This window comes from Shinella sp. R2-11 (assembly GCF_055330205.1).
The window spans coordinates 62,680-80,393 of sequence record NZ_JBVAPC010000005.1 but is presented as its reverse complement, the minus strand read 5'-3'; the positions used below and the strand labels follow the sequence as shown (position 1 = coordinate 80,393).

Genomic DNA, 17,714 nt, shown 5'->3' with positions numbered 1-17,714 from the left:
GAACGGGCGTCCGCTTTGGCAAGGTCATGCGATGCGTCTTGTCCTCATCCTTCTTGCGCTTCTGGCGGCTTCTTCGCCCGCCCTTGCCGAGCCGGCCTTCTTCGCGGCGCGCGACGGCAATGCGGACGCGCCCGTCCTCGTCGTCTATTCCTCGCTCGACGAACCGCTCGCCCGGCCGATGATCGAGGGCTTCCAGAAGGCAAATTCGGACGTGGCGGTGCGCTACGAGGAGATGCTGACCGGCGAGGTGCACGACCGTATCGTCAGCGAGACGGATGCCGGGCGGAAGACCGCCGATTTCGCCTTCTCCTCGGCGATGGACCTGCAGGTCAAGCTCAGCAACGACGGCTATGCGCAGCGCAGCGACCTGCCGATGAGCGAGCGCTGGCCGCAATGGGCCAACTGGCGCAACACCGCCTATGCGCTGACCTTCGAGCCCGCCGTCTTCGTCTATCACAAGCCGAGCTTCAAGGGCGGCAAGCCGCCGGCTTCGCGCGCCGAGTTCGTCGACTATCTCAAGCGGCAGGGCGAGAAGGTCCATGGCCGCATCGGCACCTACGACATCGAGCGCTCCGGCGTCGGCTTCCTCTTCATGGCGCGCGACCAGGAGCAGTTCGGCGATATCTGGACCGTGATCCAGGCGATGGGCGCGGCGGGCGTGAAGCTCTATTCGACCAGCTCGGCGATCCTGGAGCGCGTTGCCGACGGGCGCTTCGTGCTCGGCTACAACATCCTCGGCTCCTATGCGGCGGACTGGGCCTCGCGCCACCCGGATGTCGGGATCGTGCTGCCGAAGGACTACACCGTCGTCATGTCGCGCATCGGCCTCGTGCCGCAGGCGGCCGCCTCGCCGGAGCTCGGCCGGCGCTACCTCGCCTTCTTCATGTCGAAGGAGGGGCAGGAGATCCTGTCGCGCGAATTGCAGATCGCCGCCGTCAGCCCCGAGGTCTCGGGCTCCAACACGGCACGCACGATGAACGCGCTACTCGGCGCGCAGCTGAAGCCGGTGCCGGTCAGCCCCGGCCTGATGGTCTATCTCGACCAGGTCAAGCGCGCCCGGCTGATCGCGCGCTGGAACGAGGTGCTGCGCAACCAGTAGCCGGCCGTTCCGCCGCCATGTCAGGTAGATGACAGCTTTCTGTGATCGCTTGGGGGTCTTCATCGTCCGTGGAGGCGGACGGAAGACCGGGAGGAGAATTCTGCCGCAGCCGCGCCCGCCGAAAGGCGGCCCGCGCCGTCATGGCGGCTCTGTCCTCCCGCCACAGGCAACGATGCGCGGGCGAGCCCGCGCCTGACGGAGGACAGACCCTTGAAACATTTCTTCCTGGCATCCCTGATCGCCGGCGCCATGGCGCTTCCAGCCTTCGCCGCGGATTATTCGATCATCGCGCCCGCCGGCCCCGGCGGCGGCTGGGACCAGACGGCCCGGTCGATCCAGACGGTCCTTCAGGACGAGAAGATCGCCGGCAGCGTGCAGGTGGTCAACGTTCCGGGCGCCGGCGGCACGATCGGCCTTGCCCAGTTCGCCAGCCAGAATTCCGGCAACCCGAACGCCCTCATCGTCGGTGGCTACGTGATGGTCGGTGCTATCCTCACCAACCAGTCGCCGGTCACCCTGAAGGACGTGACGCCCATCGCACGGCTTACCGGCGAATACGAGGCGATCGTCGTTCCGGCGGCCTCGCCGATCCAGAACATGGAAGACCTCGTCACGGCGCTGAAGGCCGATCCCGGCGCGGTGTCCTGGGCGGGCGGCTCGGCCGGCGGCACGGACCACATCACGGCCGGTCTCATCGCCAAGGCGGCGGGCGTCGACCCGACCAGGATCAACTATGTCGCCTATGCCGGCGGCGGCGAGGCGCTTGCCGCGATCCTCGGCAACCAGGTGACGGCGGGCATTTCCGGCTACGGCGAGTTCGAAGCCCAGGTGAAGGCCGGCACGCTTCGCCTGATCGCCATTTCCAGCGGCGAGCGCATCGAGGGCATCGACGCGCCGACCATCAAGGAAAGCGGCCTCGACGTCGTGGTCGAGAACTGGCGCATGATCGCCGCCGCGCCCGGCCTTTCGGACGATGAGGTCGCCTCGATCAACGGCGACATCGAGAAGATGGTGACCTCCGCCTCCTGGAAGGACGTCCTGAAGACCAAGGGCTGGCAGGACACCTATCTCGCCGGCGATGCCTTCAAGGAGCAGCTCGACAAGGATGTCGCCGCGACGGAAAGCATCCTCAAGGATATCGGGCTCGTCAAATGAGCGAGGTTCCCTCCTCCCGCCAAACGCGCCGCCCCGACAGGGCGGCGCTGGTCATCGCTCCCGTCCTCCTCGTTCTTGCCGGCATCATCTGGTGGGATGCCGGGCGGCTTGCGGAGATGACCAACTATTCGCGCATCGGCCCCGCGACGGTGCCGCATGTCATCGCCCTCGGGCTGGCGCTGCTCGCCGTCTGGACGGGCTTCGAGGCCTGGCGCGGCGATTTCCCGGAGCGCGAGCCCGTCGAGGTGCAGCCGGTCGTCTGGATCGTCGCGGGGCTTGCCGGGCAGATGCTGCTGCTCAAGACGGCGGGCTTTTCCATCGCCACGGGCGTGCTGTTCGCGCTGACCGCCTTCGGCTTCGGCCGGCGCAAGCTCTGGATCTCCCTGCCTGTCGGCATCGCCATCAGCTTCGTCGTCTTCATCATCTTCGGCCGCTTCCTGCAACTCTCGCTGCCCGCGGGGCTGCCCGAGCACCTGTTCTTCTGAGGAGCTGACGATGAATACATTCGAATTCCTGATGCAGGGCCTCGTCGTCGCCGCCCAGCCGATGAACCTGCTCTATGCGCTGATCGGCGTCACGCTCGGCACGGCCGTCGGCGTGCTGCCGGGCATCGGGCCGGCGCTCACCGTGGCGCTGCTCCTGCCCGTCACCTACAAGCTCGATCCGGCGGGCTCGCTCATCATGTTCGCCGGCATCTATTACGGCGGCATGTATGGCGGCTCGACGACCTCGATCCTGCTCAACACGCCGGGCGAAAGCGCCTCGGTCGTCACCGCGCTCGAGGGCAACAAGATGGCCCGGGCCGGGCGCGGCGGGCCGGCGCTCGCCACCGCCGCCATCGGCTCCTTCGTCGCCGGCCTCATCGCCACGCTCGGCCTTGCCTTCATCGCGCCCTTCGTCGTGAAGTTCGCGCTCTCCTTCGGCCCGCGCGAATATTTCGCGCTGATGGTGCTCGCCTTCGTGACCGTCTCGGCGGCCTTCGGCGATTCGACTTTGCGCGGGCTGACGGCGCTCTTCGTCGGCCTCGGCCTTGCCATCATCGGCATCGACCAGCAGACCGGGCAAGCGCGGCTTTCCTTCGGCATTCCCGACCTTCTCGACGGCATCGAGGTGACGACGCTCGCCGTCGCCATGTTCGCCATCGGCGAGACGCTCTATGTCGCCTGCCAGGGCGACCGCATCCCCGAGAAGGTGGAGGCGGTGAAGGGCTCGGTCTGGATGAACGCGCAGGACTGGGCGCGCTCGTGGAAGCCGTGGCTGCGCGGCACCGCCATCGGCTTTCCCATCGGCGCCATGCCGGCCGGCGGCGCCGATATCGCCAGCTTCCTCTCCTATTCGGCGGAAAAGCAGTTCTCCGCCCACAAGGACGAGTTCGGCAAGGGCGCCATCGAGGGCGTGGCGGGGCCGGAGGCGGCCAACAACGCATCGGCCGCCGGCACGCTCGTGCCGCTGCTCTCGCTCGGCCTGCCGACGACGGCGACGGCGGCCATCATGCTCGCCGGCTTCCAGCAATATGGCCTCCAGCCGGGCCCGCTCCTGTTCGCGACCAATCCGCAGCTCGTCTGGGGCCTCATCGCCAGCCTGCTCATCGCCAACTTCATGCTGCTGGTGCTGAACCTGCCGCTGATCGGCCTGTGGGTGAAGCTGCTGACGATCCCCAAGCCCTGGCTCTATGCCGGCATCCTGCTGTTCGCGACGCTCGGCACCATCGGCGCCAATCCGTCGGTCTTCGAGCTCGGCATGCTGCTGGTCTTCGGCCTGCTGGGCTTTGCCATGCGGCTCTTCGGCTATCCGATCGCGCCCGTCGTGGTGGGGCTCATCCTCGGGCCGATGGCGGAACAGCAGTTGCGCCGGGCGCTCGCCATCAGCCAGGGCGACGTGACGGCGCTCTTCATGTCGCCCATCGCCGCCGTGCTGTTCGGCCTTGCCTTCCTCGCCGTCATCGTCCCGCTCATCCTGCGGGCGCGCGGCAAGGGCGAAGTCCTTTCGCAGTTCGCCGCCAACGAAGACTGACGTTCTTCTTCGACGATCGGAAATATTGCAGGCCGGAAACCTCGTTTCCGGCCTGCATGCGTTGCATGGCTGGGCTGAGATTCCGTCGCTTGTACTTTCGGTCCCGAAGCATCATCTTCCATCCGTAAGCTAGAACAGAAAGCGAGCATTCCAATGACCACCCTCCGCAACTCCTTCGCCCAAGGCTTCTTCGGCCGGGCCTTCGCCGTACTGAGCGCTGCCCACGCAGCCGCCGCGGCCGTAGAGGGGCACCGCCGCCCGAAGGAACGCGACCTGAAGACCCTCGGCATCAACCCCGCCGATTTCCCGCGCGTCTGACGCGGGAGAGAGAATTCCCTGAATGAAAAGGCCCGCCGGTCGGAAGATCGGCGGGCCTTCTGTATTTGGGATACGTTTGTCTTGGGAATAGCGAGCCGGCCGCTTTCGGCGGCCGGCCGCAGGCGTCAGGCGTTCTTGCCGAGGCCGCCCGTCACATGGTCGGCCTCGCGGCGTTCCAGCGCCTGTTCGCGCCGGTTGTGGCGGATCGAGGACCAGAGCGAGATGCCGATGAGCGTCGCGCCGCCAAGGCCGGTGATGACCTCTGGAATGTGCACCAGCGTCTGGCAATACATCACCACCGACAGGATCAGGATCGCGTAGAACGCGCCGTGCTCCAGGTAGCGGTATTCGGCGAGCGTGCCCTTGTCGACGAGCATGATGGTCATCGAGCGTACATACATGGCGCCGATGCCGAGGCCGATGGCGATGACGAAGAGGTTCTGCGTCAGCGCGAAGGCGCCGATCACGCCGTCGAAGGAGAAGCTGGCATCGAGCACTTCGAGATAGATGAAGGCGCCGAGGCCGCCCTTGGCCGCTTCCGACATCGCCTTCTGCGAGGCATCGAGCAGGCCGCCGACGACTTCCACCGCAAGGAAGGTGAGAAGGCCATAGACCGCGGCATGCACGAAGGTATTGGCCGCCTCGCCTTCCAGCAGGTTGGAGAAGATCAGGATGAGCGCGAGGACGAAGGCGATCTCGATGCCCTTGACGGTCGCCGAGCGCGCCATGTGCTTCTCGATGAAGCCGATCCAGTGCACGTCCTTCTCATGGTTGAAGAAGTAGGTGAGGCCGACCATCATCAGGAAGGTGCCGCCGAAGGCCGCGATGGGCAGATGCGCATCGTTCATGATGCGGGCATATTCCGCCGGCTCCCGGGCCGCGAGGACCAGGGCGTCGATCGGGCCGATGCCGGCGGCGATGACGACGATCAGGAGCGGGAAGACGATGCGCATGCCGAAGACGGCGATGACGATGCCCCAGGTCAGGAACCGGTGCTGCCAGGCCGGCGTCATGTCCTTGAGCTTGTTGGCATTCACGATGGCATTGTCGAAGGAGAGCGAGATCTCCAGCACCGCGAGGACGGCGCAGATGAAGAAGACGGTCGCCATGCCGGAAAGCGTTCCGGTCGATTGCCAGCCGAGCCAGGCGCCGAGCGCAAGGCCGAGGGCGGTGACGATGAAGGCCCATTTGAGATAGGAGAGGGTGGATTTGCCTTCGCCGTTGCCGATCATGTCAGCGCCTCCGGGCTGGAGGTACGGGAAGTGAGATCGCGCATACCACGACGGGCATGCGGGTAAGGCATGGTCAGGATGTTCATGTGCGTATGAATCCGCCGGCTGATTGCTGGCGGTACCGACATCACGAGAGCGCCGTAAAAACTCTCGCCAGAGGGGCCCGGCACCAGGGTTCACCGCGGCAACCGATGTCAAAAAGGCCGCGGGTCGGGATTGTTGTCTCCGAAGTCGCCGTCCGCGTCAAGTGGCAGGGTGCCGCACCGGCCTGAACGCGGCTGCGCGCATCCGGTTCCCCTAATTTGCGACGGTGCCCTGTACCAAGGGGCATGTCCGTTCCTATATTCGCCGCACGGTGATTTGCTGGAAAGGACGCCCCATGACCGAAACGCGCATCGATCCTGCTCTTGTCGAGTGGAGCGGCCCGGGCGGCTTGCCGCGTTTCGACCTCGTCAGGGACGAGGCCTTCGCGGAAAGCTTCGATGCGGCGCTGGCGGCGCACGAGGCGGAGATCGACGCGATCGCCAACGATCCGGAAGCCCCCACCTTCGAGAACACCGTCGTCGCGCTGGAGATCGCCGGCGATGCGCTGTCGCGCGTCTCGGCGCTCTTCTGGAGCCGCGCCGGGGCCAATACCAACGACACGATCCAGGCCCTGGAACGCGATATCGCGCCAAAAATGTCGCGGCATTATTCGAAGATCGGCACCAATGCCGCGCTCTTCAAGCGCATCGATGCGCTGTGGGAGAGCCGTGCCGGGCTTAACCTCTCGCTGGAGCAGGTGCGCGTCCTGGAGCGGCACTGGAAGGGCTTCGTGAAATCGGGCGCCAAGCTCGAAAAATCCGGACAGGAACGGCTTTCGGCGATCAACGAGACGCTCGCCGGCCTCGGCGCGAAATTCGGCCAGAACGTGCTTGCCGACGAGAAGAACTGGGCGCTCTTCCTCGACGAGGGCGAGGCGCTCGACGGTCTGCCGGACTTCTTGAAGGACGCCATGGCTGCGGCGGCGCGCGAGCGCGGCGAGGACGGGCGCTACGCCGTCACCCTGTCGCGCTCGATCATCGAGCCGTTCCTCACCTTCTCCGCTCGCCGCGACCTGCGCGAGCAGGCGTTCCGGGCCTGGGTGGCGCGCGGCGAGAATGCCGGCGAGACGGACAATCGCGGTATCGTCAAGGAAACGCTGGCGCTCAGGGCCGAAAAGGCCGGGCTGCTCGGCTACGGGAATTTCGCGGCCCTGAAGCTCGACAACACCATGGCCAAGACGCCGGAGGCGGTGAACGGGCTCCTGATGCAGGTCTGGGAAAAGGCCGTGGCGCGGGCGCGCGAGGAGGAGGCGGAGCTTGCCGCGCTGATCGCCGAGGAGGGGCGCAACCACGAGGTCATGCCCTGGGACTGGCGCTACTATGCGGAAAAGCTGCGCGCGAAAAAATTCAATTTCTCCGAGGCGGAGCTGAAGCCCTATCTCCAGCTCGAAAAGGTCATCGAGGCCTGCTTCGACGTTGCAGAGCGGCTCTTCGGCATCCGCGCCATCGAGCAGAAGGGCGTGCCGGTCTATCATCCCGACGTGCGGGTCTTCGAGATCCGCGACCGGGAGGACAGGCTGGTCGCCATGTTCCTCGGCGATTATTTCGCCCGCTCCTCCAAGCGTTCCGGCGCATGGATGAGCTCCTACCAGAGCCAGCATCGCCTGCCGCTGCCGAACGGCACGGTCGGGGAGTTGCCGATCATCTACAATGTCTGCAATTTCGCAAAGCCGGCGGAAGGCAAGCCCGCGCTGCTGTCGCTCGACGATGCGCGCACGCTCTTCCACGAATTCGGCCATGCGCTGCACGGGATGCTCTCCAACGTCACCTATCCCTCCGTCTCGGGCACGGGCGTCTCGCGCGATTTCGTGGAATTGCCGTCGCAGCTCTACGAGCACTGGCTGACGGTGCCGGAAGTGCTGACGCGCTATGCCGTGCATTACCGGACGGGCGAGGCGATGCCGCAGGCGCTGCTCGACAAGGTGCTGGCCGCCCGCACCTTCAATTCGGGCTTCGCGACGGTGGAGTTCACCTCCTCGGCGCTGGTCGACATGGCGTTCCATACGCGCGGCGCCGTCGAGGACCCGATGGCGGTGCAGGGCGAGGTGCTGGAGACGATCGGCCTGCCGGCGTCCATCGTCATGCGCCACGCGACGCCGCACTTCCAGCATGTCTTCTCGGGCGACGGCTATTCGGCCGGCTACTATTCCTACATGTGGTCGGAAGTGCTCGACGCCGACGCCTTCTCCGCCTTCACGGAAACGGGCGACGCCTTCAATCCGGTCATGGCCGAGCGGCTGAAGACCTACATCTATTCCGTCGGCGGCTCGGTCGACCCGGAGGACGCCTACAAGGCCTTCCGCGGCAAGCTGCCGAGCCCCGAGGCCATGCTGGAGAAGAAGGGGCTGGCGGCCTGAGCCGGCGCCTGGCGCTCGCTCTGCCTTACACGACTTCTGCCGTGACCGTGCCTCCCCACCGACGTCATCCTCGGGCTTGACCCGAGGATCCGCGGCGGCACCCGAGCATGGATGGTCGGGTCAGGCCCGACGATGACGAAGGAGAGGGGAACGGGCTGCGGATAGGCCGGATAGAGCGCGGCACGCATGAACACACCCCTCGTCATCCTCCCGTCACCAAAGCTTGGGTGAAACGTCATCGTCCCGTTACCGGACTGACATGCCGGAGACTCATGGTCTGCCCGTCTTTTCGCGGGCTGGGCCGGAGGTGGCATGGCGATCGTTCCCGAGGTGCTGACGCGGCGCTCGTTTCTGCTGACGGCGGGCGCCGGCGCGCTTGCGACGTCCTCGGCGCTGGCGGTTCCCTATTATGCGCGGCGCCATGGCAGCCCCGCCTTCTCGCATGGCGTCCAGTCCGGCGACGTGGATTGCTCGTCGGGCGTCGTCTGGGCGCGGGTCGACCGGCCGGCGGAGGTGGTGCTGGAATATGCGACCACCGACAGCTTCATCGACGCGATGCGGGTGCCGCTGCAGACGGCGACGGCGGCCTCGGACAATACGGTCAAGGCGATGCTGCAGGGGCTGCTGCCGGATCAGGACATCTTCTACCGCTTCACGGCGGGCGATCCCTATTCCAGCCACCTCGTCTCCGAGCCCACCGTCGGACGCTTCCGCACCGCGCCGATGCGCAGGCGGTCGGTGCGGTTCGTCTGGTCGGGCGATACGGCGGGGCAGGGCTGGGGCATCGACGATGTCGGCATGAAGACCTATTCGACCATGCTGCGCCACGAGCCGGATTTCTTCATCCATTCGGGCGACACGGTCTATGCAGACGGGCCGATCCCGGACGAGATCAGGCTGCGCGACGGCGGGGTCTGGAAGAACCGCATCGTCACCGACGAGAAGCGCGACGTGGCGCGCACGCTGGAGGAATTCCGCGGTCAGTGGAAATACAACCTCCTCGACGACCACCTGCTTTCCTTTAACAGGGAATGCCCGACCTTCTTCCAGTGGGACGATCATGAGGTGCTGAACAACTGGTCGGCATCGAGCGATCTTTCGGGCGACCGGCGCTACCCGGAAAAGGACATCAAGGTCTATGAGGCGCGGGCGCGGCGCGCCTTCCACGAGATGACGCCGATCCGCTATTTGCCTAGCGAGCCCGGCCGCATCTTCCGCAAGGTCGCCTACGGGCCGCTGCTCGACGTGTTCTTCGTGGACCTGCGCTCCTATCGCGGTCCCAACCGGGGCGGCACCGAGAACGACCTCTTCGGCCCGCGGCAGGCCGCGTGGCTGCGCCGCGAGCTTGCGGCCTCCCGTGCCGTCTGGAAGGTGATCGCCTGCGACATGCCGCTCGGCCTCGTCATATGGGACGACTATGCCAACCGCGTCGGCTATGAGGGCGTTGCGGACGGGTCCGACGGCCCGCCGACGGCGCGCGAGCGGGAGATCGCCGACCTCCTCTCCTTCATGCGCGACAATGCGATCCGCAACGTCGTCTGGCTGACGGCGGACGTGCACTATACGGCCGCCCACCACTACGATCCCGCGCGGGCGAAGTTCCAGGCGTTCGATCCGTTCTGGGAGTTCGTCTCCGGGCCGCTGCATTCCGGCACCTACGGGCCGCACCCGCTCGACATGACCTTCGGGCCGGAGGTGCGCTTCATCAAGTCCTCCGCCGGCGGCGCCGACAGCAACCTGCCGCCCTCCGCCGGCCTGCAATTCTTCGGTCTCGTCGATATCAGCGGAGCGAGCGAGGAGATGACCGTGCGGCTGATGGACCGGGAGGACCGGGAGCTCTGGCGCGTGGTGCTGCCGCCGGTCCGCTCGTCGTGAGGCAACAGAGTTGCGGCCCGCCCCTTTCGCATTTGCGGAAAAACATGTATGAGCCCGGCCATTGAAGACGGCGCCCTCGTTTTGCGCGCGCCCCTGAACCTCAGAGATTACAACCTATGTCCATCCGCAATATCGCGATCATCGCGCACGTCGACCATGGCAAGACCACGCTCGTCGACGAGCTTCTCAAGCAGTCCGGCTCGTTCCGTGAAAACCAGCGCGTCGCCGAACGCGTCATGGACTCCAACGACATCGAAAAAGAGCGCGGCATCACCATCCTCGCCAAGGCCACTTCGGTCGAGTGGAAGGGCGTGCGCATCAACATCGTCGACACGCCCGGCCACGCCGACTTCGGCGGCGAAGTGGAGCGCATCCTCTCGATGGTGGACGGCGCCATCGTTCTCGTCGATTCGTCGGAAGGCCCGATGCCGCAGACCAAGTTCGTGGTCGGCAAGGCGCTGAAGGTCGGCCTGAAGCCGATCGTCGCCATCAACAAGATCGACCGTCCGGACGGCCGCCACGAGGAAGTGCTGAACGAGGTCTTCGACCTCTTCGCCAATCTCGACGCCACCGACGAGCAGCTCGACTTCCCGATCCTCTACGGTTCGGGCCGCAACGGCTGGATGAACGTCAACCCGCACGGCCCGCAGGACGAAGGGATGGCCCCGCTGCTCGACCTCGTGCTCAAGCACGTGCCGGAGCCGAAGGTCGCCGAAGGTCCGTTCCGCATGATCGGCACGATCCTCGAAGCCAACCCCTTCCTCGGCCGCATCATCACCGGCCGCATCCATTCCGGCTCGATCAAGCCGAACCAGTCCGTCAAGGTTCTCGGCCAGGACGGCCAGCTCATCGAAAGCGGCCGTATCTCGAAGATCCTCGCCTTCCGCGGCATCGAGCGCACGGCCATCGAAGAAGCCCATGCGGGCGACATCGTCGCCATTGCGGGCCTCACCAAAGGCACTGTCGCCGATACGTTCTGCGATCCGTCGGTCACCGAAGCCCTCAAGGCCCAGCCGATCGACCCGCCGACCGTCACCATGTCCTTCATCGTCAACGATTCGCCGCTCGCCGGCACGGAAGGCGACAAGGTCACGAGCCGCGTCATCCGCGACCGCCTGTTCAAGGAAGCCGAAGGCAATGTCGCGCTGAAGATCGAGGAATCGGGCGACAAGGACTCCTTCTTCGTCTCCGGCCGCGGCGAACTGCAGCTCGCCGTCCTCATCGAGACCATGCGCCGCGAAGGCTTCGAGCTTGCCGTGTCGCGTCCGCGCGTCGTCATGCACAAGGACGAGAACGGCCAGCTCCTTGAGCCCATCGAGGAAGTCGTCATCGACGTCGACGAGGAGCACTCCGGCGTCGTCGTGCAGAAGATGTCCGAGCGCAAGGCCGAGATGGTCGAGCTGCGTCCGTCCGGCGGCAACCGCGTCCGCCTCGTCTTCTTCGCCCCGACCCGCGGCCTCATCGGCTACCAGTCGGAGCTGCTGACGGATACGCGCGGCACGGCGATCATGAACCGCCTGTTCCACGACTACCAGCCCTACAAGGGCGAGATCGGCGGCCGCGTCAACGGCGTGCTGCTCTCCAACGAAGCGGGCGAGGCCGTCGCCTACGCGCTCTTCAACCTGGAAGACCGCGGCCCGATGGTCATCGACGCGGGCGAGAAGGTCTATATGGGCATGATCGTCGGCATCCACACGCGCGACAACGACCTTGAAGTGAACGTGCTCAAGGGCAAGAAGCTCACCAACATCCGCGCCGCCGGCAAGGACGAAGCCGTCCGCCTGACGCCGCCGATCAAGATGACGCTGGAGCGCGCGCTCTCCTGGATCCAGGACGACGAACTCGTCGAGGTGACGCCGAAGTCGATCCGCCTGCGCAAGCTCTATCTCGACCCGAACGACCGCAAGCGATTCGAAAAGCAGCGCGCCGCCGGCGCCGCCTGAGCAGCACGGCTCCCGAAACGGAACAGATCGAACCCCGGCCATCGGCCGGGGTTTTTCATGTGTGTGCCATCGTTTTACGGCTTGTGACGCTTGTTAAAAAAGCGTTAACTTTTCGGTGCGCCGCCGGGAACTCGCCTGTGGGCAAAGCGGGTCTTCGCCTCTTGCGGGATTCCTGTGGAATCGGTGCCGGAATATGAGTCGTGTTATGAAGACACTGTCGATCGATGTGCGGCGCGCCGAACCGCTGGATGCGCGTGCGATATCCGAAACGCATCGGGTCTCGTGGCTGCAGGCCTATGCCGGCCTCATCCCGCACAAGCCGCTCAACCAGATGGTCGACCGCCGGGACGAGACCTGGTGGCGCAAGGCGACGCGCGGTCCCGCGACGCTTCTGGTGGTCGATGTCGCCGGCACGGTGGCCGGCTATGCCACGCTCGGCCTCAACCGCGCCCGCGCGCTGCCGCAGGAAGGCGAGATCTACGAACTCTACCTGCGTCCCGAATACCAGGGCATCGGCCTCGGCCGGCTGCTCTTCGGCGAGGCGCGGCGGCTGCTGAAGTCGCTCGGCTGCAACGGCATGATCGTCTGGTGCCTGGAGGACAGCGAGCATGCCTATCGCTTCTTCCGCTCCTCCGGCGGAAGCGACATCGCCGAGGGCATGGAGAGCTTCGGCGACAAGGAGCTGAAGAAGATCGGCTTCGTCTGGCCCTGATGGGCCAGCGCCTTGCCGGAATGCCTACTTCTCGGTGTCTTCCGGCGGGTAGCGCATCGGGTCTCCCGCCAGGCTTCCCCGCTTTCCGTGCCATTGCGGCTCGTCCTTGCCGCAGGTGAAGCCGCTTGCCTTCGTATCCGCGATTTTGCGGGCGAGCGCATTGGCGTCCCTGTTCTCCAGCGCATCGACATAGCCGACGACGCAGCTCGTCGGGTCCTGCGCCGTCGCCACCGTCGAGACGACGAGGATCTGGCCGTAGCGCGTCTCGATGTCGGACGTCGTCTCCGGATCGGACACGAACCAGCGCACGATGGTCGCCACCGGCGCACCCTTGCCGTCGAGCCGCCATTCGATCTTCGCGTTGCTGTGGTTGAAGGGGCCGAAGCTCTCGAAGGCCTCGTCGAGCCAGGCCTTCGATATCGGGCCGTAGGACTGGCTCTGCCTGAGGTCGCCTTCCTTGAAATAGACGGCGAGGTCCCTGTAGCCATCGCATTGCAGCGTCACGCTCGCGCCTTCCTCCTCCTGCGAAAGCGTCTTGCAGGCATCGAGGTTGCGGTCGGTATAGGCGCTCTCGTTCGCCCGGGCGGGCGCGGCGGCCGCAAGGGCGGCGAGGCTGGCGATGAAAAGGCAGCGGCTCGGGTGCATTGGTCATCCTCCGGTCAAGATGAAGACGGCATATGCCGCCGGTCTATTCGGGTGAGGCGAAAGTCATGTTGCGCTGCAACGGGATTCGCATTAGGAAACCCGCAAACCAACCCATTGCCTTTCAAGGGGACCCCCATGCGTATCGATGCGATTTCCGTTGGCAAGAACCCGCCGGACGACGTGAACGTCATTGTCGAGGTGCCGGTCGGCGGCCATCCGATCAAGTACGAAATGGACAAGGAAGCCGGCGCGCTCGTCGTCGACCGCTTCCTCTACACGCCGATGACCTATCCGGGCAATTACGGCTTCGTGCCGCACACGCTCTCGGAAGACGGCGACCCGATCGACGTGCTGATCGCCAACACCCGTCCGCTCGTTCCGGGCTGTGTCATCAATGTGCGCCCGATCGGCGTCATGGTGATGGAAGACGACGGTGGCAAGGACGAGAAGATCATCGCCGTGCCGGTGCCGAAGCTGACGCGCCGCTACGACAAGGTCGAGAACTATACGGACCTGCCGGAGATCACGCTCAAGCAGATCGAGCACTTCTTCGAGCACTACAAAGACCTGGAGCCCGGCAAGTGGGTGAAGATCGCCGGCTGGCAGGACGTCACCGTCGCCAAGAGGATGATCCTCGAAGCCGTCGAGCGCTACAACAAATCCAAGTAAGGTTTAGCGCGGCACCGCGCTTTCGAGTCTTGAAACGATATCCTCCGGGTCGCCCTCGATCCGGAGGATTTTCTTTCTCTGGGTTTCGCCGGAAACGAGGCTGACGGCGGACTTGGCGACGCCCGCCGCCTTGGCGACGAGCACGATCAGCGCCTTGTTGGCCTTGCCCTTGTCCGGCGGGTCGCTGACGCGGGCTTTCAGGTGGCCCTCGCCGTCGGCGCCGGTTTCCCATCCGTCCATGGCATCGCGCCCGCCGTTCGGCGTCAGCCGGACGGTCAGGCGCACATGGTCGCTGTGGCGGCTCAGCGCCGGCGTCACAGGATCGCGGGGGCCAGCACCGTGCGGACGATCTGTTCCAGGAAGAACAGGATGACAAGCACGACGAGCGGCGACAGGTCGACGCCGCCGAAATTGGGCAGGACGCGGCGGATCGGCCGGTAGATCGGCTCGGTCAGCTGGTAGAGCGAGCGGCCGATGGTGGCGATCACCTGATTGTTCGCGTTGATGACGTTGAAGGCATAGAGCCAGGAGAAGATCGCCGAGGCGATCACCAGGAACCACGCGATATTGATGATGAACAATAGGGTGTTGATGACCGCTATCATTGACGTCTCCAATTGTTTTCGTGCTGACATGTAGCCATTGCGGCTTGCGCCAGCAAGGCCGCGCATCGGACGGGGCGGCAACATGTTTAATGCGCGGCGACCTGCGTGGGTGCAAACCCTGCCGGTTCCCTCGCGAAATGGCGTTCATGCCTCGTGGAAAATGCGGTCGAGGAAGGACGCCATCCAGTGCCGCAGCGCCGCGTCGTGCAGCAGGCGCCCGTCGAGATGGAGGCTGCCGACCTGCGCGCCGGGCAGGTCGAAGCGATGCGCCCCGCGCACCACCCAGCGATGCATCATGGCGAGCGTCAATTCGCCGTGGAACTGGATGCCCCAGGCATTGTCGCCGTAGCGGAAGGCCTGGTTCTCGTAGTGGTGGCCGGTGGCGAGCAGTGTGGCGCCGGCGGGAAGGTCGAAGCCCTCGCGGTGGAACTGGTAGACCATGCTCGGCCAGGCCATCAGCGCCGTGCCGGCCGTCGTCGCCTTCAGGGGATACCAGCCGATCTCCGTCCAGCCGTCCGCATGGCCCGAGACCGTGCCGCCGAGGTTCTTCACCAGCATCTGCGCGCCGAGGCAGATGCCGAGGAAGGGGCGGTTCTCCCTGAGCGGCACCGAGAGCCAGTCGATCTCCCGGCGCACATAGGGCTCGGCGTCATTGGCGCTCATCGGCCCGCCGAAGACGACGGCGCCGGCATGGTGGGCGAGCGTCTCGGGCAGCGGATCGCCGAGCACCGGGCGGCGGATATCCAGCGCATGGCCCATTCGCTGCAGGATCTGGCCGACGCGGCCGGGGCTGGAGCTTTCCTGGTGCAGCACGACGAGGATGGGCCGCTTCCGGGGCTGTGCGGTGGAGAGATCGGGCATGGTTCAGCCTTCGTCCGGCTCCTCGTGCCCTGCCGAAACGCCAAGCCGCCCGGCCACTTCCTGCCGCTTCATGATGCGCTCGCGGCCGGAAACGCCGAGAAGGTCGGCGATACGCCAGATGGCGTGGTCCTCCATCTCGCTGCGCTCGCCGTCGGCATAGACGATCTCCCAGAGGAGGCCGATGAGGGCGACGCGCTGCTCTTCCGAAAGCTGGCGCTTCAGTTCCGAGGTGAAGTGGAAGAAGTCGATCGCCTCGCTCTCGGCATCGGCGCCGGCGGCGGCGAGCGCGTCGAGCTCGGCCTCGTCCACGCCGTAGAACGCCTTGAAGTGGGCGCGCAGCGCCTTCTTCTCGACGGCCAGCACCTTGCCGTCGGCTTCCATGACCTGGATGCAGAGCGCCATGACGGCGACCCGCGGATCGTCTGCGGCAAAGGCGCGCTTGCCGTCGCCGGAAAGGCTCGCAAGAAAATGCTGCAAGCGTTCGAACATCGATTTAAGCCCCGTTTCCCGTACTCAGAACAATCGGAAACTGCTGGTGCCGTCGCGCTTGGCGACCGCGCCTTCCTTGACGCCCGGGTCGTCCGGCAGGCCGTAGAAGGGGCGCTCCTCCTCCATGCCGCCGACCGTCTCGACTTTCGTTTTTTCTGGCGTCTTCTCGGGTGCCTTCTCCGGCGTCACGGTCCTGACCGGCGCGGGTTCGGCCACCGCGGCCACAACGACCGGCCTTGCCGTTTCGGTCTTCTCGACCCTTTCCTCCGGCTCGATCCGGGCGGGCTTCGCCTCGATGGCGAGCGGCGGCAGGGTGCGGATGGCCTCGTCGACAGCATCAGTCGACCCTTCCTCGACCGGTCCCTGCAATTCGCTGACCGGCGTCTTCCATTCGAAGGCGTCGAGGCGGCCGGTGACGGGCGAGACGGCGCGCCATTCCGGCGCGGTGATGCCGTCGGCCGTCCAGGCGGGATCGCGCGGGGCCTTCAGCGCCTGGTTCATCCAGTGGCGGATGCGGCCCTGGTCGCCGGTCTCGGCATCCTCGATATCGGCCAGGAGCAGGAAGGCGCTTTCGCGCGGGGAGAGGCGGGCGGCGGCTTCGGCCTTGGCGCGGGCGCGGGTAAAGTCGCGGGCCTCCAGCGCGGCCTCGGCAACGGCATAGAGCGCCTCGGCATTGTTCGGACGCATCGCCTCCAGCTTTTCCGCCCGCTTCAGCCGATCCGTCGCCGAATCGCCGCTGCGGGCGCGGACATAGAGCCGCGCGACATCGCCATGCGCCGTCGCCTTCCAGAGCCTTTCAAGGATGGAGGCGGCCTTGCGCAGATTGTCCTCGCGGAGATACGCCTTGGCCTCGATGAGGCCGGCAGGCACGAAATTCTCGTCGAGCTTCAAGGCCTGGTGGGCATCCTCGCGGGCGCCCTTCGGGTCGGCGTCGAGCTTTGCCACGGCGCGGGCGGTGAGGAGCACGGCCTTGCGGCGGGCATAGGTCTTCTTCTCTTCCGCCGAGCCGGAGCGGCCGTCGCCGAGGAGCTTCAGTGCCTCGTCCCAGTCGCCGGCCTCGGAGCGGTATTCGAGGGCCGCTTCCGTCGCCCAGGGAAGCTGCGGGGCCTTTTCGGCGGCGCGCTCGGCATATTGCCGGGCCGCCTCGTTGGCGCCGAGGCGGCGCGCTTCGAGATAGAGGCCGCGCAGGCCGAGTTCGCGCGTTTCCGGATCGTCGGCCATCAACTCGAACTTCTTGCGGGCGTCGTCATAGCGCCCCTCGATCATCGCCGCCTGCGCTTCCAGCAGGTGGATGAGCGGTTCCTGGTCGGCGCTGAGGAGGCCCTTGGTGCGGCCCAGCATCTTGCGGGCATTGGCGGCGTCGCCGGCGCCGGCGGCGATCAGGCCGGTCGACAGGGCCTGGTAGCCCCGGTCGCGCTTGCGGGCGCGGAAATAGCGCTGGATGGAATGCGGCGAGGTCCAGGCGACGCGCACCAGCCACCAGCAGAACATGACGGCGGCGACCAGCGAGACGATAAGCGTCGCGGCCACCATCAGGCTCATGTCGGCGCGCTGGCCCTGCCAGATGATGGAAAGCTCGCCCGGACGGTCGGCGAGCCAGGCAAAGCCGGCGGCAAGGGCAAGGACGAAGAGGATGAAGACCAGAATGCGAAACATGA

General features: G+C 66.0%; 17 protein-coding genes. 10 read left to right on the top strand and 7 right to left on the bottom strand.

The features are described from left to right. Positions 1 to 31: 31 nt before the first annotated feature. The 5 genes from ACZ1A1_RS14600 to ACZ1A1_RS14580 all read left to right on the top strand — a co-directional run bounded on the left by ACZ1A1_RS14600 (position 32) and on the right by ACZ1A1_RS14580 (position 4,585). A complete protein-coding gene (locus ACZ1A1_RS14600) occupies positions 32 to 1,099 on the top strand; it encodes an ABC transporter substrate-binding protein (RefSeq protein WP_463620473.1) in 1,068 nt (355 codons plus the stop codon). 210 nt (positions 1,100 to 1,309) lie between these two features. After that, positions 1,310 to 2,254, top strand: coding sequence for a Bug family tripartite tricarboxylate transporter substrate binding protein (locus ACZ1A1_RS14595; RefSeq protein ID WP_463620472.1), 945 nt, complete (start codon positions 1,310 to 1,312; stop codon positions 2,252 to 2,254). After that, entirely contained in the window at positions 2,251 to 2,739 is a 489-nt protein-coding gene (locus tag ACZ1A1_RS14590; RefSeq protein WP_463620471.1) for a tripartite tricarboxylate transporter TctB family protein, read from the top strand. The genes ACZ1A1_RS14595 and ACZ1A1_RS14590 overlap by 4 nt, the downstream gene beginning before the upstream one ends. A gap of 10 nt (positions 2,740 to 2,749) precedes the next feature. Continuing rightward, a complete protein-coding gene (locus tag ACZ1A1_RS14585) occupies positions 2,750 to 4,267 on the top strand; it encodes a tripartite tricarboxylate transporter permease (RefSeq protein ID WP_463620470.1) in 1,518 nt (505 codons plus the stop codon). Between the two features lie 153 nt (positions 4,268 to 4,420). Continuing rightward, a complete protein-coding gene (locus ACZ1A1_RS14580; RefSeq protein ID WP_162911546.1) occupies positions 4,421 to 4,585 on the top strand; it encodes a hypothetical protein in 165 nt (54 codons plus the stop codon). A gap of 125 nt (positions 4,586 to 4,710) precedes the next feature. Here the strand turns inward: ACZ1A1_RS14580 and ACZ1A1_RS14575 are convergent, their stop codons facing one another. Beyond that, positions 4,711 to 5,817: a DUF475 domain-containing protein gene (locus ACZ1A1_RS14575; protein ID WP_463620469.1), complete on the bottom strand. Its 1,107-nt coding sequence runs from the start codon at positions 5,815 to 5,817 to the stop codon at positions 4,711 to 4,713. A gap of 379 nt (positions 5,818 to 6,196) precedes the next feature. On the opposite strand from ACZ1A1_RS14575, the gene ACZ1A1_RS14570 reads away from it, so the two are divergent. The 4 genes from ACZ1A1_RS14570 (at position 6,197) to ACZ1A1_RS14555 (ending at position 12,787) form a co-directional block, all read left to right on the top strand. Continuing rightward, complete coding sequence (locus ACZ1A1_RS14570) at positions 6,197 to 8,257, top strand: M3 family metallopeptidase (protein ID WP_463620468.1); 2,061 nt, start codon at positions 6,197 to 6,199, stop codon at positions 8,255 to 8,257. A gap of 312 nt (positions 8,258 to 8,569) precedes the next feature. Next, positions 8,570 to 10,132 carry an alkaline phosphatase D family protein gene (locus ACZ1A1_RS14565; protein ID WP_463620467.1) on the top strand — a complete coding sequence of 521 codons (1,563 nt, stop codon included), beginning with the start codon at positions 8,570 to 8,572 and terminating at the stop codon, positions 10,130 to 10,132. A 116-nt stretch (positions 10,133 to 10,248) separates the two neighbouring features. Continuing rightward, complete coding sequence (typA, locus tag ACZ1A1_RS14560; RefSeq protein ID WP_313194743.1) at positions 10,249 to 12,075, top strand: translational GTPase TypA; 1,827 nt, start codon at positions 10,249 to 10,251, stop codon at positions 12,073 to 12,075. Positions 12,076 to 12,280: 205 nt separating this feature from the next. Beyond that, on the top strand, positions 12,281 to 12,787 hold the full coding sequence (locus tag ACZ1A1_RS14555) for a GNAT family N-acetyltransferase (RefSeq protein WP_313194742.1): 507 nt from the start codon (positions 12,281 to 12,283) through the stop codon (positions 12,785 to 12,787). A 24-nt stretch (positions 12,788 to 12,811) separates the two neighbouring features. On the opposite strand, the gene ACZ1A1_RS14550 is transcribed toward ACZ1A1_RS14555, so the two are convergent. Then, positions 12,812 to 13,432, bottom strand: a complete 621-nt coding sequence (locus ACZ1A1_RS14550) for a hypothetical protein (protein WP_463620466.1) — start codon at positions 13,430 to 13,432, stop codon at positions 12,812 to 12,814. Positions 13,433 to 13,567: 135 nt separating this feature from the next. On the opposite strand from ACZ1A1_RS14550, the gene ppa reads away from it, so the two are divergent. Further along, positions 13,568 to 14,101: an inorganic diphosphatase gene (gene ppa, locus ACZ1A1_RS14545; protein WP_119259013.1), complete on the top strand. Its 534-nt coding sequence runs from the start codon at positions 13,568 to 13,570 to the stop codon at positions 14,099 to 14,101. Positions 14,102 to 14,104: 3 nt separating this feature from the next. On the opposite strand, the gene ACZ1A1_RS14540 is transcribed toward ppa, so the two are convergent. From ACZ1A1_RS14540 to ACZ1A1_RS14520, 5 genes are all read right to left on the bottom strand, one after another. Then, the gene (locus ACZ1A1_RS14540) at positions 14,105 to 14,419 is read right to left on the bottom strand and encodes a DUF167 domain-containing protein (protein ID WP_463620465.1); all 315 of its coding nucleotides are present in this window, start codon (positions 14,417 to 14,419) and stop codon (positions 14,105 to 14,107) included. Next, positions 14,416 to 14,706 carry a YggT family protein gene (locus tag ACZ1A1_RS14535; protein WP_119259011.1) on the bottom strand — a complete coding sequence of 97 codons (291 nt, stop codon included), beginning with the start codon at positions 14,704 to 14,706 and terminating at the stop codon, positions 14,416 to 14,418. The genes ACZ1A1_RS14540 and ACZ1A1_RS14535 overlap by 4 nt, the downstream gene beginning before the upstream one ends. A gap of 144 nt (positions 14,707 to 14,850) precedes the next feature. Then, a complete protein-coding gene (locus ACZ1A1_RS14530) occupies positions 14,851 to 15,567 on the bottom strand; it encodes a glutamine amidotransferase (RefSeq protein ID WP_313194739.1) in 717 nt (238 codons plus the stop codon). Between the two features lie 3 nt (positions 15,568 to 15,570). Further along, complete coding sequence (locus ACZ1A1_RS14525) at positions 15,571 to 16,056, bottom strand: tellurite resistance TerB family protein (RefSeq protein WP_463620464.1); 486 nt, start codon at positions 16,054 to 16,056, stop codon at positions 15,571 to 15,573. 24 nt (positions 16,057 to 16,080) lie between these two features. Further along, the gene (locus ACZ1A1_RS14520) at positions 16,081 to 17,712 is read right to left on the bottom strand and encodes a heme biosynthesis HemY N-terminal domain-containing protein (protein ID WP_463620463.1); all 1,632 of its coding nucleotides are present in this window, start codon (positions 17,710 to 17,712) and stop codon (positions 16,081 to 16,083) included. Positions 17,713 to 17,714 lie beyond the last annotated feature (2 nt).

Excerpts from the sequence above, each read along its gene's own strand:
- ACZ1A1_RS14555 (WP_313194742.1), top strand. The coding sequence starts at position 12,281 with ATGAAGACACTGTCGATCGATGTGCGGCGCGCCGAACCGCTGGATGCG.
- typA (WP_313194743.1), top strand. The coding sequence starts at position 10,249 with ATGTCCATCCGCAATATCGCGATCATCGCGCACGTCGACCATGGCAAG.
- ACZ1A1_RS14590 (WP_463620471.1), top strand. The coding sequence starts at position 2,251 with ATGAGCGAGGTTCCCTCCTCCCGCCAAACGCGCCGCCCCGACAGGGCG.
- ACZ1A1_RS14525 (WP_463620464.1), bottom strand. The coding sequence starts at position 16,056 with ATGTTCGAACGCTTGCAGCATTTTCTTGCGAGCCTTTCCGGCGACGGC.
- ACZ1A1_RS14550 (WP_463620466.1), bottom strand. The coding sequence starts at position 13,432 with ATGCACCCGAGCCGCTGCCTTTTCATCGCCAGCCTCGCCGCCCTTGCG.
- ACZ1A1_RS14585 (WP_463620470.1), top strand. The coding sequence starts at position 2,750 with ATGAATACATTCGAATTCCTGATGCAGGGCCTCGTCGTCGCCGCCCAG.
- ACZ1A1_RS14600 (WP_463620473.1), top strand. The coding sequence starts at position 32 with ATGCGTCTTGTCCTCATCCTTCTTGCGCTTCTGGCGGCTTCTTCGCCC.
- ACZ1A1_RS14530 (WP_313194739.1), bottom strand. The coding sequence starts at position 15,567 with ATGCCCGATCTCTCCACCGCACAGCCCCGGAAGCGGCCCATCCTCGTC.
- ACZ1A1_RS14565 (WP_463620467.1), top strand. The coding sequence starts at position 8,570 with ATGGCGATCGTTCCCGAGGTGCTGACGCGGCGCTCGTTTCTGCTGACG.
- ACZ1A1_RS14520 (WP_463620463.1), bottom strand. The coding sequence starts at position 17,712 with ATGTTTCGCATTCTGGTCTTCATCCTCTTCGTCCTTGCCCTTGCCGCC.
- ACZ1A1_RS14580 (WP_162911546.1), top strand. The coding sequence starts at position 4,421 with ATGACCACCCTCCGCAACTCCTTCGCCCAAGGCTTCTTCGGCCGGGCC.
- ACZ1A1_RS14575 (WP_463620469.1), bottom strand. The coding sequence starts at position 5,817 with ATGATCGGCAACGGCGAAGGCAAATCCACCCTCTCCTATCTCAAATGG.
- ACZ1A1_RS14535 (WP_119259011.1), bottom strand. The coding sequence starts at position 14,706 with ATGATAGCGGTCATCAACACCCTATTGTTCATCATCAATATCGCGTGG.
- ACZ1A1_RS14570 (WP_463620468.1), top strand. The coding sequence starts at position 6,197 with ATGACCGAAACGCGCATCGATCCTGCTCTTGTCGAGTGGAGCGGCCCG.
- ppa (WP_119259013.1), top strand. The coding sequence starts at position 13,568 with ATGCGTATCGATGCGATTTCCGTTGGCAAGAACCCGCCGGACGACGTG.